The sequence below is a fragment of the Microlunatus speluncae genome (genome assembly GCF_009299835.1).
GTDB classification, from domain to species: domain Bacteria; phylum Actinomycetota; class Actinomycetes; order Propionibacteriales; family Propionibacteriaceae; genus Microlunatus; species Microlunatus speluncae.
This window is the reverse complement of record NZ_VKCZ01000008.1, coordinates 43,612-56,584: the sequence shown is the minus strand read 5'-3', so window position 1 is coordinate 56,584 and position 12,973 is coordinate 43,612. Positions and strand designations below refer to the sequence as shown.

11 protein-coding genes are annotated in these 12,973 nt (G+C 68.8%); 5 read left to right on the top strand and 6 right to left on the bottom strand.

The window, feature by feature from the left end; translation table 11 throughout:
* Positions 1 to 4: 4 nt before the first annotated feature.
* A complete protein-coding gene (locus FNH24_RS11600; protein ID WP_152362351.1) occupies positions 5 to 1,633 on the bottom strand; it encodes an extracellular solute-binding protein in 1,629 nt (542 codons plus the stop codon).
* 222 nt (positions 1,634 to 1,855) lie between these two features.
* Here FNH24_RS11600 and FNH24_RS11595 point away from each other — a divergent pair, with 222 nt between their 5' ends.
* On the top strand, positions 1,856 to 2,098 hold the full coding sequence (locus FNH24_RS11595; RefSeq protein ID WP_152362350.1) for a hypothetical protein: 243 nt from the start codon (positions 1,856 to 1,858) through the stop codon (positions 2,096 to 2,098).
* 3 nt (positions 2,099 to 2,101) lie between these two features.
* On the opposite strand, the gene FNH24_RS11590 is transcribed toward FNH24_RS11595, so the two are convergent.
* The 4 genes from FNH24_RS11590 to FNH24_RS11575 are packed head-to-tail and all read right to left on the bottom strand — an operon-like array spanning position 2,102 to position 6,561.
* Positions 2,102 to 3,676, bottom strand: coding sequence for an N-acyl-D-amino-acid deacylase family protein (locus FNH24_RS11590; protein WP_152362349.1), 1,575 nt, complete (start codon positions 3,674 to 3,676; stop codon positions 2,102 to 2,104).
* A gap of 2 nt (positions 3,677 to 3,678) precedes the next feature.
* Complete coding sequence (locus tag FNH24_RS11585) at positions 3,679 to 4,305, bottom strand: acyltransferase (RefSeq protein WP_152362348.1); 627 nt, start codon at positions 4,303 to 4,305, stop codon at positions 3,679 to 3,681.
* On the bottom strand, positions 4,302 to 5,669 hold the full coding sequence (locus tag FNH24_RS11580) for a hypothetical protein (RefSeq protein WP_152362347.1): 1,368 nt from the start codon (positions 5,667 to 5,669) through the stop codon (positions 4,302 to 4,304). Before FNH24_RS11580 ends, FNH24_RS11585 begins: the two co-directional genes overlap by 4 nt.
* 55 nt (positions 5,670 to 5,724) lie before the next feature.
* A complete protein-coding gene (locus tag FNH24_RS11575; protein WP_161606101.1) occupies positions 5,725 to 6,561 on the bottom strand; it encodes a PIG-L deacetylase family protein in 837 nt (278 codons plus the stop codon).
* A 123-nt stretch (positions 6,562 to 6,684) separates the two neighbouring features.
* Here FNH24_RS11575 and FNH24_RS11570 point away from each other — a divergent pair, with 123 nt between their 5' ends.
* A complete protein-coding gene (locus FNH24_RS11570) occupies positions 6,685 to 7,914 on the top strand; it encodes a mandelate racemase/muconate lactonizing enzyme family protein (protein WP_152362345.1) in 1,230 nt (409 codons plus the stop codon).
* Here the strand turns inward: FNH24_RS11570 and FNH24_RS11565 are convergent, their stop codons facing one another.
* On the bottom strand, positions 7,915 to 9,222 hold the full coding sequence (locus FNH24_RS11565; RefSeq protein ID WP_152362344.1) for an aspartate aminotransferase family protein: 1,308 nt from the start codon (positions 9,220 to 9,222) through the stop codon (positions 7,915 to 7,917).
* A gap of 222 nt (positions 9,223 to 9,444) precedes the next feature.
* Here FNH24_RS11565 and FNH24_RS11560 point away from each other — a divergent pair, with 222 nt between their 5' ends.
* From FNH24_RS11560 to opp4C, 3 genes are read left to right on the top strand one after another with little or no spacing between them, the layout of a single operon-like run.
* Entirely contained in the window at positions 9,445 to 11,070 is a 1,626-nt protein-coding gene (locus FNH24_RS11560) for an ABC transporter substrate-binding protein (protein ID WP_152362343.1), read from the top strand.
* A 40-nt stretch (positions 11,071 to 11,110) separates the two neighbouring features.
* Positions 11,111 to 12,067 carry an ABC transporter permease gene (locus FNH24_RS11555; protein WP_152362342.1) on the top strand — a complete coding sequence of 319 codons (957 nt, stop codon included), beginning with the start codon at positions 11,111 to 11,113 and terminating at the stop codon, positions 12,065 to 12,067.
* The gene (gene opp4C, locus FNH24_RS11550) at positions 12,064 to 12,972 is read left to right on the top strand and encodes an oligopeptide ABC transporter permease (RefSeq protein WP_175047878.1); all 909 of its coding nucleotides are present in this window, start codon (positions 12,064 to 12,066) and stop codon (positions 12,970 to 12,972) included. The genes FNH24_RS11555 and opp4C overlap by 4 nt, the downstream gene beginning before the upstream one ends.
* Position 12,973 lies beyond the last annotated feature (1 nt).

Below are 12,973 nucleotides of genomic sequence, written 5' to 3'. Positions count from 1 at the left end.
GCGGTCAGCGGGCGGCCGAGTAGGCGGCGTACAGCTCGTCGGCGATCTTGTCGCCGCCGGCGCTCTTCCACTTCGCGACTCCCTGCGTCCAGGCCGACACCGGTTTGCGGCCCTGGATGATGTCGCTGGTCAGACTGTCGATGTCGCGGTTGAGCTGGCCGCCCTTGCGGATGTTGGTCTCGGAGTAGAGGCCGTCGACCGGATTGGCCAGCGCGTCGGGGCAGATCTCCTTCATCGCGTCGAAGCAGGCCTGGCTGCTTCCGGTCCGTTCGGGCAGGAAGATCGCCCACGGTCCGTCGGCCTGATACGCCAGGCCCAGCTGAGTCTCGGCGAACCCCAGCTGCGTCAGCACCGGGTTCCCGTCGACCAAGTCATGATCGACACCCTCGGTGCCGTACTTGCGGAACAGGTATTCGCTCGTCCCGAACGGGGCGGCCAGATAGTTCAGGTACGCCAGCATCGTCTCGACCCGGCCCTCGGCCGCCTTGCTGATGGCGGTGACCGAGATCGTCGGAGCGCCGAGCCAGGTGTGGCCGACGCCGGACCCGTCGTGCGCGGGCGGACCGATGATCGCGATCTCTCCTCCCGGCGCCATCGTCTGCAGATAGGTCGGCCAGCCGCTGAAGGTGCCCGGGACCAACGGGCCGGTGCCGTTGCCGAACCGGGTCTTTCGATCATGGTTCTGCCCGGTGAAAGCGTCGGGGTGAACGAAGCCGGACTTCCAGAGTTGCTGCAGCAGGGCGAGGGCGTCCTGCTGCGCCGGATCCTCCAGGCTGCTGACCAGCCGGCCGTCGGCCTCGCTCCAGGCGTTGGGGATGGCGAACATGTTGCGGACGAACTGGGTCGGCAGGTCGGCCAGCGCGAACCGGTTCCGCCGGGCGTCGGTGAGCTGCCGGCAGAGCTGGACGAACTCCTCGGCGCTCGTCACCTCCAGTGGCAGCCCCTGGGACTCGAAGACGTCCTTGCGGGCGTACAGGACCTCGGTGCTGATCGCTCCGCGCGGGATCGGGACGCCGTAGATCTTGCCGTCGAAGATCGCCGCGTTCCAACTGGTGTCGGGCAGGTTGGCCAGGAACGGATACTTCTTGATCTTGTCGCCGGACAGGTGCGGGGTCAGGTCGACGGCCTTGGCCGCCAGCAGCTGCGGTTTCTGCGGGATGGCGCCGATCATGAAGATGTCGCCCAGGGTGTCGCCGGCCACGGCGGTGGCGAACTTCTGGCCGTAGTCGACCGACGGCGTGAGATTGATCTGCACCGGCGAGCCGACCCGCTCGTTGAACCGCTGCCAGAACTCGTTCTGGCTGAGCTTGGGCGGGATCGGGGTGTTGGTGCTCGTCAGCACCTCGATCGGCTTCCCGTCGCCGGGCGGATCGGTGATCACCCGCACCGGGTCGGCCGGGTAGCGGAGGTAGGCGTCGGGGATGCCGAACTCGTGGCCCGGCAGATCGGGCTCGACCCCCTCGTACCGCAGGTAGGCCGGCCGGACCTTCGCCTTCGAGGCGGCGTCGTTGGCGCCGGAGGATCCGCCGCGGCCGCCGTTGGAGCATCCGGTCACGACCCCGGCCAGCCCGAGTGCCGCGCCGGCCCCGATCAGTGTCCGCCGGGTCAACGGTCGGGAATCGATCTTCGCCATGCAGCAGAGAGTCGCAAGGCTTCCGGCAATTTGTCAAGGGCGCACGATTAATTGGTTCTGGCGTGATCGACGGGGCGCAAGCCCGGAAACTCGGTGTTTCGGTGTGTGATCTGGTTCACCTGAACGGTTGACACGGGTCGAGGCGACATCAAGAATCAGGAACGACCTCAGGCAGCAGGGGAGGGACCCTGTGCGGGTGTGACACGACTGTTCGAGGTGGTTATGGACGACGAACTGGGACGACTGTCCGTGCGCGAGTTGATCATGCGGCTCGCGGACACCGAAGATACGATCCGGCGTACGGCGACGTTCTGCCGTGACCGGGACGAGGCGGACCGACAACCCGTGAACGGCACACTGATCGAGCTCGCGCGTGCCGAGCAGCGGATCATCCGCGAGCTTCGACAACGGGAATACCGAGTGATCCCGGACGCGTGGCGGACCGCGCATCCGCTCGCCGGCTGACCCTCACCCACGACGCAACACCCGACCGGGCCGAGCCGGTGTCTGGCGGCCGTCCCGGATCACGGGTGCGCCGTTGACCAGGACCTGCCGGATGCCGACCGGCGGCTGGGCCGGCTCCAGGAACGTGGCCCGGTCGGCCACCGTGGCCGGATCGAAGATCACGACGTCCGCGGCCAGCCCGGGTCTCAGCCGGCCCCGGTCGGTGATCCCGATCCGGTCGGCGGCGGCGCCGGTCAGCCGGTGGATCGCCGCGCCGAGGGACAGGTCGCCGAGGTCGCGGACGTACCGGCCGAGCACCCGGGCGTGGGCGCCGTAGGCCCGCGGGTGCGGCTGGCGGTCGATCCGGTACGGCAGCGCCGATCCGTCCGAGCCGATCAGGGCGTACGGCTGTCGGAGGAAGGTCCGCATGTCCTGCTCGGTCCGGTAGCGCAGCACCACCTGGACCCGGTTGCCGCCCGCCCGGCACAGCTCCAGCACCAGCTCCGGCTCCGCGACGTTCAGCTCGGCCGCCGCCTCCGCCACCGTCAGGCCCTCCCGGGCACCGACCAGCCCGTCGGTCCGGGACAGGATCACCCGGTCCCAGAGCCACGGCACGCCCCGGCCCCAGCCGCGGGCCAGCTCGTCGGCCGCGCGGCGTCGAGTGGCCGGCTCGGCCAGCCGCGAGGTCATCGCGGCGATGCCGCCGGCCTGCACCCACGCCGGCAGGTACTGGGTCAGCGCCGAGGCCGAGGCGTCGTAGGGATAGACGTCGTAGGCCAGGTCGACGCCCGCGGCCCGGTGCCGGTCGAACCGGGCGACCAGGTCGGCCGCCTCGCCCCAGTGGTCGGGATGGTTGATCGCCAGGTGCGAGTACTGCACCCGGACACCGGTCGTCGCCCCGAGCGCGGCCGCCTCCTCGATCGACTCCGGCCCCTCGTCCCGGGCATGGGTCGCGTAGAGCGCGTCCGACCGGCGCAGGATGCGGCACAGCCCGACCAGCTCGGCGGTGCCGGCGAATCGGGACGGCAGATAGGTCAGGCCGGTCGACATCCCGAACGCGCCCTGGTCGAGCAGCTCGGCCAGCAGCCGCTGCCCGGTGCGCAACTGATCGGCGTCGAGTTCCGGCGCCAGCCCGGCCGCGGCGATCCGCAACTGGCCGTGGCCGACCAGCGGCGCGACGTTGATCGCCACTCCCCGTTCGGCGAAGACGGCGGCGTAGCCGTCCAGGTCGGTCCAGTCGGCCTCGATCGGATCGTCACCGATCCCGGCCAGCAGATCCAGCTGATCCCGCCGGTGCGCGGCCGTTAATGGATACGGGGAGAATCCGCAGTTGCCGATCACCTCGGTCGTCACGCCCTGGTGGAGCTTGCTCTCCGCGCGCCCGTCCAGCAGCACACTGACGTCGGAATGGGTGTGCACATCGATGAATCCCGGGGCGACGATCTGCCCGCGGGCCTCCAGCCGTTCGGCGCCGGCGACCTCGGTGCCGGCGGGCAGCACCGCCGCGATCCGATCGTCCTTGATCAACAGTTCCGCGGTCCGGGCGGGCCCGTCGGTGCCGTCGAGCAGGCTGCCGCCGGTGATCAGGAGCTCGGTCATGATCAGGAGGCGGGGCGGCGGTCGGAGATCCGCCGGGCCGGCACCCCGGCGTAGATGCCGAACGGTTCGGTGTCGCGAGTCAGCACGCCGTTGGCACCGAGAATGCAGCCCTCGGCGATGGTGACGCCCTGGACCACGGTGGCGTTGGCGCCGAGCCAGACGTCGTCGGCGATGGTGACCGGCGCGGCGGTGGACGGGGCCAACGCCATCGGTTGATCATGACGCCGAGGATCGTGCTGGACCGAGGTGATCACCACGTGCGCGGCGATGTTGCAGTAGGTACCGAGACTGACCCCGCCGCCGCCGTAGATCGCACCCCCGGCGGCGAAGTGGCTCTTCCGGCCGACGCTGATCACGCCGTGCTCGCCGCCGACCGACAGATAGCTGCCGGGATAGAAGTCGACCTCGGCGGCGAGCTCCAGCCGGCCGCTGCCCTGCAGGAAGCAGTGCGGATAGAACGCGCTGTCCGGTCCGATCGTCACCCGGGTCGCGCCCTGGCTGTAGAACCCGCGACCGAGCCGGACCCGGTCACCGACGTGGAACAGCTCCGGATGCTCGATCTGCACGTCCGGCTCGATCACCACCCCGGTGCCGCAGGAGGCGAAACGATCGTGCCAGCGATCGGTCATCGATGCTCCTTCCAAGCCTCCAGGACGGTCTCGACCAGCTCCTCGCCGGTGCCCGGCCGGGTCCACGAGGTCGGGCTGCGCCAGGTCTCGTAGCCGCCGAGCTCGTACGCCCGCCGGGTGGGCAGGTAGCCCAGATGATCATTGGCCAGTCCGATGATCGCCGTCAACCGGTGCGGCGAGTGCTCCTTCAGCCGCAGGCCGTGCTCGACGAAGACCTCGCCCGGCAGTGCCACCAGGCCGAGCTCACCGAGGGTGATCAGGCCGATCGTGGTCGGGCGCGTTTCGGGGAGCTCGGCCAGCTCGGCCAGGTTGTGGGCGAACCGCCGACCGAGCGGCTCGGGCACCGGGTTGCCGCGGGCATAGCTGAACCAGGCTGCCGGCAAGGCTTGGTCTGTTCCCTGAGCCTGTCGAAGGGCCTCGGCCCCGATGATCTTCGCCGCCAGTTCAAGATCGGCGGCGGTGACCGGATAGCGATCGGCCCGGTACGGCAGGCTGCGGGCGTCGACGACGATCTCGCGGCGGCGCTCGGCCATCGCGGTCGCGGCGACCGCGGCCGCGGCGACGGCCCGGGCCACCAGGGTCGACCGCCGGGTCCCGGTCAGCGTGACCCGGCGCCGCGGATCGGCGTTGTTGATGTCGCCGGAGGCGCCGTTGCTCAGGGCGGCGACCACCTGATCACCGAGCTGGGCCCGGACCGCCGCGGCGAACCGCCCGTAGTAGTCGGAGCTGATCATGGTCTCGTCGTCGATTCCGACGTAGTGCAGCGACAGGTTGGCCCACAGCGCGAACGGGCGGCCGTCGAGATCCTCGGCCAGGATCGCGGTCACCGTCGGATCGGTCGGCCCGGCCGGCCGCGGCTCGCCGGGCCGGTTGCCCCAGTGGGTGATCACGAAGTCATCGTCGGTGAAATAGCGCCGGTTGAAGCAGATGCCGTCGACCGTGGCCGTGCCGACCGCGATCGTCGCCGGCCGCCGCCGGGCCCAGGCGAGCACCGCGGCTTCGGCGATCCGGACCGGAAGACCTTCCAGGTAACGGCTGTCGACCTTCGCGCCGACCCGGGTCGCGATGGTGGCCGGTCCGGTGTGGGTGTGCGTGCAGGAGATCACCACCCGGTCGGCCGGCACCCCGACCCGCTCGGTGATGATCGTCTTCGCCCGGTCGACCAGGTCGGCCGGGAGATAGATCAGGTCACAGACGATCAGCAGCACGGCCCGGCCCTCGGAGTCGAATGCGAAGGCGGTCGCCAGCAGCGGGCTCTCCACGTCGGTGGAGATCCGGTCGTCGAACAGCCCGGCCAGTTCGGTGCCGAGCGGGGGAGTGAGGTCGGCCAGGCTGGCGCCGACCATCATCACGTGAGCGACCATCCCCAAAACCTCGGCTCATTCAGCAGAACTACTGCCTCACACAGTAGAACGCAGACTACCGGGTCGGGTAGCTGGCGCGGAGGTCGATCTCGGAGTACGTCACGTGGCGGGTCAACGGATCGGCCGCGAGGGCGGCGTCGGTGACCGGCAGCAGGGGGTGCGTCTCGTTGAAGTGGCGCACGTAGGCCTCGGCGAAGTTCACGCCGGCGACCCGGCCGTGCTCGCCGTTGTTGGACTCGATCAGCTTGCGGGCGAACAGCCCGTCGTAGCCCTGGGAGCCGAAGCAGTCCATCGCGGCGATCTTCTTCCCGACCACCGGGGTGATGTCGACGTAGAGATCGTTCCGGACCCCGTTCACGCTGAGCGCGTCGGCGGCGAACGTCGGGTAGGAGGTGAAGAACACCTGGCGGACGTTGACCTCGGCCGAGCCGTCCAGGTTCTTCAGGAAGGTGGCCGCCCGGCCGATCGCCGCCAGGGCCGTCATGGTCGCCGCGGTGTGGGTGTTGGTGGTGTACGCGGCGTTCAGCGGGTAGTCGCAGATGATCACGTCCGGACCCTCCTGCGCGATCAGCTCGGCGGTCTGGTCCACCACGTCCTCGCGCACCGTGCTCATCGCGTCGTCGTGATCGAGGGTGTGGATCCGGCTGATCCCGACGATGTCGGCCGCCCGCTCCAGCTCGCCCTTCTTGTTGGCGATGATCGCCTCGACATCGGCGTCGACGATGGCGGCGTCGGGATCGTCCTTGCGCCACTCCTCGGCGTACTTGTTGGGGTGGATCCGGCCACCGTGGGTGAGGATCACGGCGACGGTCTCGTCGCCCGCCTCGGCGTGCCGGGCCAGGGTGCCGCCACAGTTGGTGATCGTGTCCGCGGGGTGGGCGTAGATCGTCATCAGCTTCATGGTCATTGGCCTTTCGGGCCGGCAAAGTCGGGAGGCGCCGGAGGCAACTCGCGCCGCCAGCATTCAACGCAGAACGCTGTTCCATGTCAAGCGTCGAACTGAGATCATGGGGGAATGATGATCACCGAGGTGCGGTCGGTCCTGTTGACCGGCCCGTGCACAGACGATCCCTGGCTGAGCGTGTTCAAGCAGTGGCGCAGCGTCGCCCTGATCGAGATCGTGACGGACAGCGGGGTGGTCGGAGTGGGGGAGACCTACGCCGGCTACTTCTTCCCGGAGAGCGTGCCGCTGATCGTCGACTACGTCCGGCCGATCCTGATCAACGCCGGATCGTTCGAGGGGGACACCCTCGACGTCGAGCGGCTGACCAACCGGATCCGCACCTGCTGCCAGTACTGGGCCCGCACCGGGCTCGGTGCCGCGGTGATCTCCGGGATCGAGGCGGCGCTGCTCGACCTCAAGGGCAAGCTGCTCGACCTGCCCGTGCACCGGCTGCTCGGCTCCGACCAGGACGCGCCGGACCGGCTCCCCGCCTACGCCACCGGCGGGCCGTCGCCCTGGCCGACCGATCGGCTGCTGGAGAAGGTCGATTTCTATCTCGGGTTGGGATTCAGCGCGTTCAAGATCGCCTCCGGTTACCTGGATTCCGACACCCGGGAGGAGGTGGCCACGGCCTCGCCGGCCGAACTGGAGGCGGCGAAGGTCGCGCTGTTGCGGGATCAGGTCGGGCCCGAGGTCGGGATCCTGCTCGACGGCCACATGGGCCACCGGGAGGGGCCGACCCGGTGGGACGCGGAGACCGCGATCACCGTGCTCGACGCCGTGGCGCCGTACCGGCTCGTCTTCTTCGAGGAACCGCTGGCGTACCACGATCTCACCGGGTACGCGGAGCTCGGGCGCCGGTCGGCGGTGCCGGTCGCCGGCGGTGAGCAGCTGTCCACGTTCGCCGAGTTCCTGCCGTTCCTGGAACGGGAGGCGTTCGCGGTCGCCCAGCCGGACGCGGCCTGGCTCGGCCCGATCGACTTCGTCCGGGTCAGCCGGCAGCAACAGCTCGCCGGCCGCTCGGTCGCTCCCCACGCCTGGGGAGCCGGGGTCGCGGTGATGCAGAATCTGCACGCCGCGTTCGCGTCGCCGAACACGGTGATCGTCGAGCTGCCGCCGGCGGCCGGCCCGTTGCACCGCGAGCTCTGGGGCGACTCGCTGAGCTTCGCCGACGGCCGGGTGGGCCGACCCGATCAGCCCGGGCTCGGCGTCCGACTGACCGACGAGATCAAGAACCGGTACCCGTTCCGCCCGGGGATGGAGGAGTTCTCCAGTGTCCCCGGCAAGCTGATGCGCAGCTGATCATGCCGCCAGGTCGGCCAGGGCCTTCTCCGCTGCTTCGAGGGTGCGGTCGATGTCGGCCTGGGTGTGGGCGCCGGAGACGTGGTTGCGCTTCAGCGACATCGGCAGCATCAGGAAGCCCCGGTTGATCATGGACCGGTGGAAGGCGACATAGGCCCCATGATCGTTCTCGAGCAGATCACGGAAGCCGGCCGGCTTGTTCGGCGTGAAGTAGAGGTTGAACACCCCGCCGAAGCCGGCGGCGTGCGCGGCCAGGCCGAGGTCGCCGACGATCATGTCCAAGCCGGTGCGCAGCTGAGCTCCGAAATCGAAGGTCCGGGTGTAGAACTCCGGATGCTCGGCCAGGTAGTCCAGGGTCGCCAGGGCGGCGGCGCAGCCCAGCGGGTTGCCGTTGAAGGTGCCGGCCAGCAGCACGTTGCCGGTGCGGCCGTTGAAATGCTCCATCAGGTCCCGGCGGCCGGCCAGCCCGCCGACCGGGTAGCCGTTGGCCATCCCCTTGCCGAACGTGGTCAGATCCGGCGTCACGCCGCAGATCGACTGATAGCCGCCGAGGGCGTGCCGGAAGCCGGTGATCACCTCGTCGAAGATCAACACCGTGCCGGTGCTGGTGCACAACTCACGCAGCCCCTGGACGAACTCGGCGGTCGGCACCAGCGCGCCGACGTTGTGCGGGATCGGCTCGAGGATGATCGCGGCGACCTCGCCGTCGTGCTCGGCCAGCAGCGACTGCACCGAGCCGAGGTCGTTGAACTCGGCGATCAGGGTCGACTCCAGCGCCTCGGGCAGGATGCCGGCGGACAGCGGGTCGAGGCCGTACGCCCGGTCCGGGGCGGAGATCACGTTGCGCGCGACCGGGTCGTGCCAGCCGTGGAAACCGCCCTGGAACTTGACGATCAGCCGGCGTCCGGTGGCGGCCCGGGACAGCCGGATCGCCTGCGCCGTGGCCTCCGAGCCGGTGACCGTGGCGATCATGCTCTCGGCGCTGGGGATGATCGAGCAGATCCGCTCGGCCAGCGCGACCTCGAGCTCGGTCACCCCGAGGCCCGACAGATCGAGCCCGGTCAGGGCCTGGTTCATCGCCCGGTTGACCGGCTCGGCGTTGTGACCGAGCAGGATCGCGCCGAATGCCGCGTGATAGTCGAGATAACTGGTGCCGTCGAGGTCGGTGAGATAGGCACCCTGGGCTGACGTGAACGCATACGGTTCCCCGATGTAACGGGTCGCCGAGTTCACCCCGCCCGGGATGACCTTCGCCGCGGCCTCGGCCAACGCGCGTCCCCGCGGTGCGTCGGATGGCTGCAGGTTCATCGAGTGTCCTCACCTTCGCCGATACGCTGTGTCGTTTACGCCGATACAGAGGCGTTACGTGGAATAGTGTTCCATACCTTGCTGCTTCTGGGACTATAGCTGAGCCATCTCCGAGGCTCAATCGAACTCCGGCAGAGGGACGAACGCTTGACCACGTCGTGTACGTGGAATAAATTTCCATGATGTCCGGGGGGACCGGATCTCGCTGAAGTGAGGTAGTTCATGAACAGACTCACCAGGTTCGGACTGGGGCTCGGAATCGCCCTCGTCCTGGCCATCACCGGGTGCACGGGGCCCGCGACGGAGACTCCCGGCGCTCCCGGCACCGGAAGCACCCAGTCCGGCGGGGGAACGGTCAACATCTACCTGTATCAGGAGCCGGCCGGCGTCTTCGGCCCCCTGGCCCCGGCCAGCGGTCCGGACGGCCAGGTCAACTCGCTGATCTTCCAGAGCCTGCTCGGCGCGGATCCGAACTTCGAGCTGCAGCCGATCCTGGCCGACTCCTACGACATCAGCCCGGACGCCAAGACCTTCACGTTCAAGCTGAAGCCCGACTTGAAATGGAACGACGGCACCCCGCTCACCTCGGCCGACGTGCTGTTCACCTACAACGCGGTGGCGAACCCGAAGGCCAAGAGCGCCTCGGCCAGCCTGTTCAGCAGCGTCGTCGGGGCGAAGGAGGTCACCGACGGCAAGGCCGAGACGGTGTCCGGCATCACCGCGCCCGACCCGCAGACCGTGGTGGTCAAGACGACCATCCCGAACTTCGGTCTGCTGGCCCAGATCGGTCCGATCCTGATCCTTCCTGATCATGTGCTGGGCGACATCCCGATCGGCGAGCTGTACGACAACGAGTACTTCCGCAAGCCCGAGGTGACCAGCGGACCGTTCAAGTTCGTCGAGTACAAGACCAGCCAGTACGTCCACGTGGTGGCCAACGAGAACGCGACGCCGAAGCCGAAGCTGGCCGAGGTCTACCTCAAGCCGATGACCTCCGACGTGGCCACGGCCGCGCTGGGCAACGGCGAGCTCGACGTCGCGACCGTGTCGCCGCTGGACCTGGAGACCATCCAGGGCTTCGACCAGGTGAAGGTCCAGGAGAAGCTGGGCGCCGGCTTCGTCCGGCTCGGGATCAACCAGTCCCGGGACTACTTCAAGGACGAGCGGGTCCGGCAGGCCTTCCTGTACGCGGTGAACCGGTCCGAGCTGGTCGACAAGGTGCTGCTCGGCAAGGCGGTCGTGCAGAACTCCGACTTCTACACGCCGCGGGCGCCGAAGGACCTCAACGACTACGCCTACGACCCGGCCAAGGCCAAGCAGCTGCTGGCCGATGCCGGCTGGGATCCCGGTCAGGAGATCGACCTGATGTGGGTGCCGGGTCAGCGTGACCGCGACTCCAGCGCGACCATCGTGCAGAGCCAGCTCAAGGAGGTCGGGGTCAACGTCAAGCTGCGTCAGGTGCAGCCGTCCGAGATCGCCAAGATCTATGGCGACAAGGACTTCGACATGGTCCTCTACGGCGGCGGCAACTACGCGATCAGCTCCGACAACGTCTCGGTGATCACCGCCTGCGACAAGCACTACCCCAACGGCGGCAACATCAACTACTTCTGTGATCCGGAGCTGGACAAGATCATGAAGGAGGCCAACGGCACCGTCGACGAGACCAAGCGGGACGAGCTGTACGCGCAGGCGGCGAAGATCTCCAACGAGAAGGCCGACCTGTTCTGGCTCTACAGCCCGATGGGTCTGTGGGCGGTGAACAACCGGCTGCAGGGCTTCCAGGCTCCGGGCTCGCAGGAGGTCAACTTCTGGGATCCCGCCAGCTGGTCGGTGACCGGGAGCTGAGCTCGCTGATGGACGGACCGATCACGGTGATGGGAGTTGTGTGGGCGCGTACCTGATCCGACGCCTGCTGATCAACATCGGGGTGTTCTGGGTGATCACCATCGCGATCTTCGCGTTGACCCGGGCTACGCCGGGCGACCCGATCGCGATGATGATCCCACCCGAGCTGCTCAACTCCGGCTCGGCGGACTACATCGCGGCCCGCCGGGCCGAGCTCGGCCTGGACCAGCCGATCGTGGTGCAGTACCTGAACTGGGCCGGGAACGCCCTCACCGGCGACCTCGGCTACTCGATGGTCAACGGCCGGCCGGTGACCGAGTTGCTGGCCGAGCGGCTCGGCCCGACCATCGAGCTGATGGGGGTCGGGCTGGTCTGCTCCATCCTGATCGCGTTCCCGCTCGGCATCATCGCGGCCGTCCGGCGCAACACGATCACCGACTACATCGCGACGTTCTTCAGCCTCGGGGTGGTGGCCTTCCCGGTCTTCTTCATCGCCCTGGTCGCGATCTTCGTCTTCACGCTGCAGTTCCCGATCCTGCCGTCGTCCGGGATCACCGACCCGACCGATCCGTCCTTGATCAACACCCTGCGCCACCTGGTGCTGCCGGCGTTGATCCTCGGCATCGGCAACTCGGGCCGGCTGATGCGCTACGTCCGGTCCAGCCTGCTGTCCGAGCTGGACGCGGACTACGTCCGGACGGCGCGGGCCAAGGGGGCCTCGCCGCGCAGGGCGGTGATCCACGGGCTGCGCAACTCGCTGATCCCGGTGATCACCATCCTCGCCTCCGACCTGTCGCATCTGGTCGCCGGCGCCGTGGTGATCGAGCAGATCTTCGCCTGGCCCGGCATGGGCCGGCTGGCGGTCACCGCGGTGCAGCAGAACGACTACTCGGTGATCATCGGGTTCGCGCTGGTCGGCGCGGTGATGGTGTTGATCTCCAACCTGCTCGCCGACGTCCTCTACACGGTCGTCGATCCGAGGGTGAGGCTGCAATGACGGTTACCCCGCTCGCAACCGAACGCGCGACGGCCGCGGCCCCGACCCGGGGCGGCCACCGGTCGCCGGGCAAGATGGCCCTGCGTCGCTTCCTCAAGCACCGGGCCGCCGTGGTCAGCCTGGTCGTGCTCGCGATCATCGTGCTGGCCGTGGTCGGAGCCGATCTGATCGCGCAGTTCCCACCGAACGCGACCGATCTCTCCGCTATCCGGTCGAAGCCGTCCGCCGAGCACTGGCTCGGCACCGATGGCACCGGCCGAGACGTGTTCGCCCGGCTGTTGCACGCCGGCCGGGTGTCGCTCGGCGTCGGCATCGCCTCCGCGGCCCTGGCCGTGCTGCTCGGCATCGTCCTCGGCAGCCTGGCCGGCATGCTCGGCGGCTGGGTCGACGGGCTGATCATGCGACTGGCCGACATCTTCCTGTCCTTCCCGTCGCTGGTGGTGATGATCGTGCTGGCCGGCATCCTCGGCCCGAGTGTGCCGACGATGATCATCGCGATCGGCGTGTTCCAGTGGCCGATCTGTGGCCGGCTGGTGCGCGGCAGCGCGCTGTCGATCCGGGAGAACGAATACATTCTGGCCTCCCGGGCCACCGGGGCCCACCCGTGGTGGGTGATCGTTCGGCACATCCTGCCGGCGGTGCTGCCGCCGGTGGTGGTCGCCGGGACCCTGTCGGTGGCCGGCTCGATCGGGCTGGAGGCGACCCTGTCCTTCCTCGGCCTGGGCATCCAGCCGCCGACCGCGAGCTGGGGCAACATGCTGAACGAGGCCCAGTCGCTGACCGTGATCCGCAACCAGCCGTGGCTCTGGCTGCCGCCCGGGCTGGCGGTGGCGATCACCGTGCTCGGCGTCAACTTCATCGGCGATGGACTGCGCGACGCTCTCGATCCGAAGCAGGGCAGCTGAA

Excerpts from the sequence above, each read along its gene's own strand:
- FNH24_RS11600 (WP_152362351.1), bottom strand. The coding sequence starts at position 1,633 with ATGGCGAAGATCGATTCCCGACCGTTGACCCGGCGGACACTGATCGGG.
- FNH24_RS11595 (WP_152362350.1), top strand. The coding sequence starts at position 1,856 with ATGGACGACGAACTGGGACGACTGTCCGTGCGCGAGTTGATCATGCGG.
- FNH24_RS11590 (WP_152362349.1), bottom strand. The coding sequence starts at position 3,676 with ATGACCGAGCTCCTGATCACCGGCGGCAGCCTGCTCGACGGCACCGAC.
- FNH24_RS11585 (WP_152362348.1), bottom strand. The coding sequence starts at position 4,305 with ATGACCGATCGCTGGCACGATCGTTTCGCCTCCTGCGGCACCGGGGTG.
- FNH24_RS11580 (WP_152362347.1), bottom strand. The coding sequence starts at position 5,669 with ATGGTCGCTCACGTGATGATGGTCGGCGCCAGCCTGGCCGACCTCACT.
- FNH24_RS11575 (WP_161606101.1), bottom strand. The coding sequence starts at position 6,561 with ATGACGATCTACGCCCACCCCGCGGACACGATCACCAACTGTGGCGGC.
- FNH24_RS11570 (WP_152362345.1), top strand. The coding sequence starts at position 6,685 with ATGATGATCACCGAGGTGCGGTCGGTCCTGTTGACCGGCCCGTGCACA.
- FNH24_RS11565 (WP_152362344.1), bottom strand. The coding sequence starts at position 9,222 with ATGAACCTGCAGCCATCCGACGCACCGCGGGGACGCGCGTTGGCCGAG.
- FNH24_RS11560 (WP_152362343.1), top strand. The coding sequence starts at position 9,445 with ATGAACAGACTCACCAGGTTCGGACTGGGGCTCGGAATCGCCCTCGTC.
- opp4C (WP_175047878.1), top strand. The coding sequence starts at position 12,064 with ATGACGGTTACCCCGCTCGCAACCGAACGCGCGACGGCCGCGGCCCCG.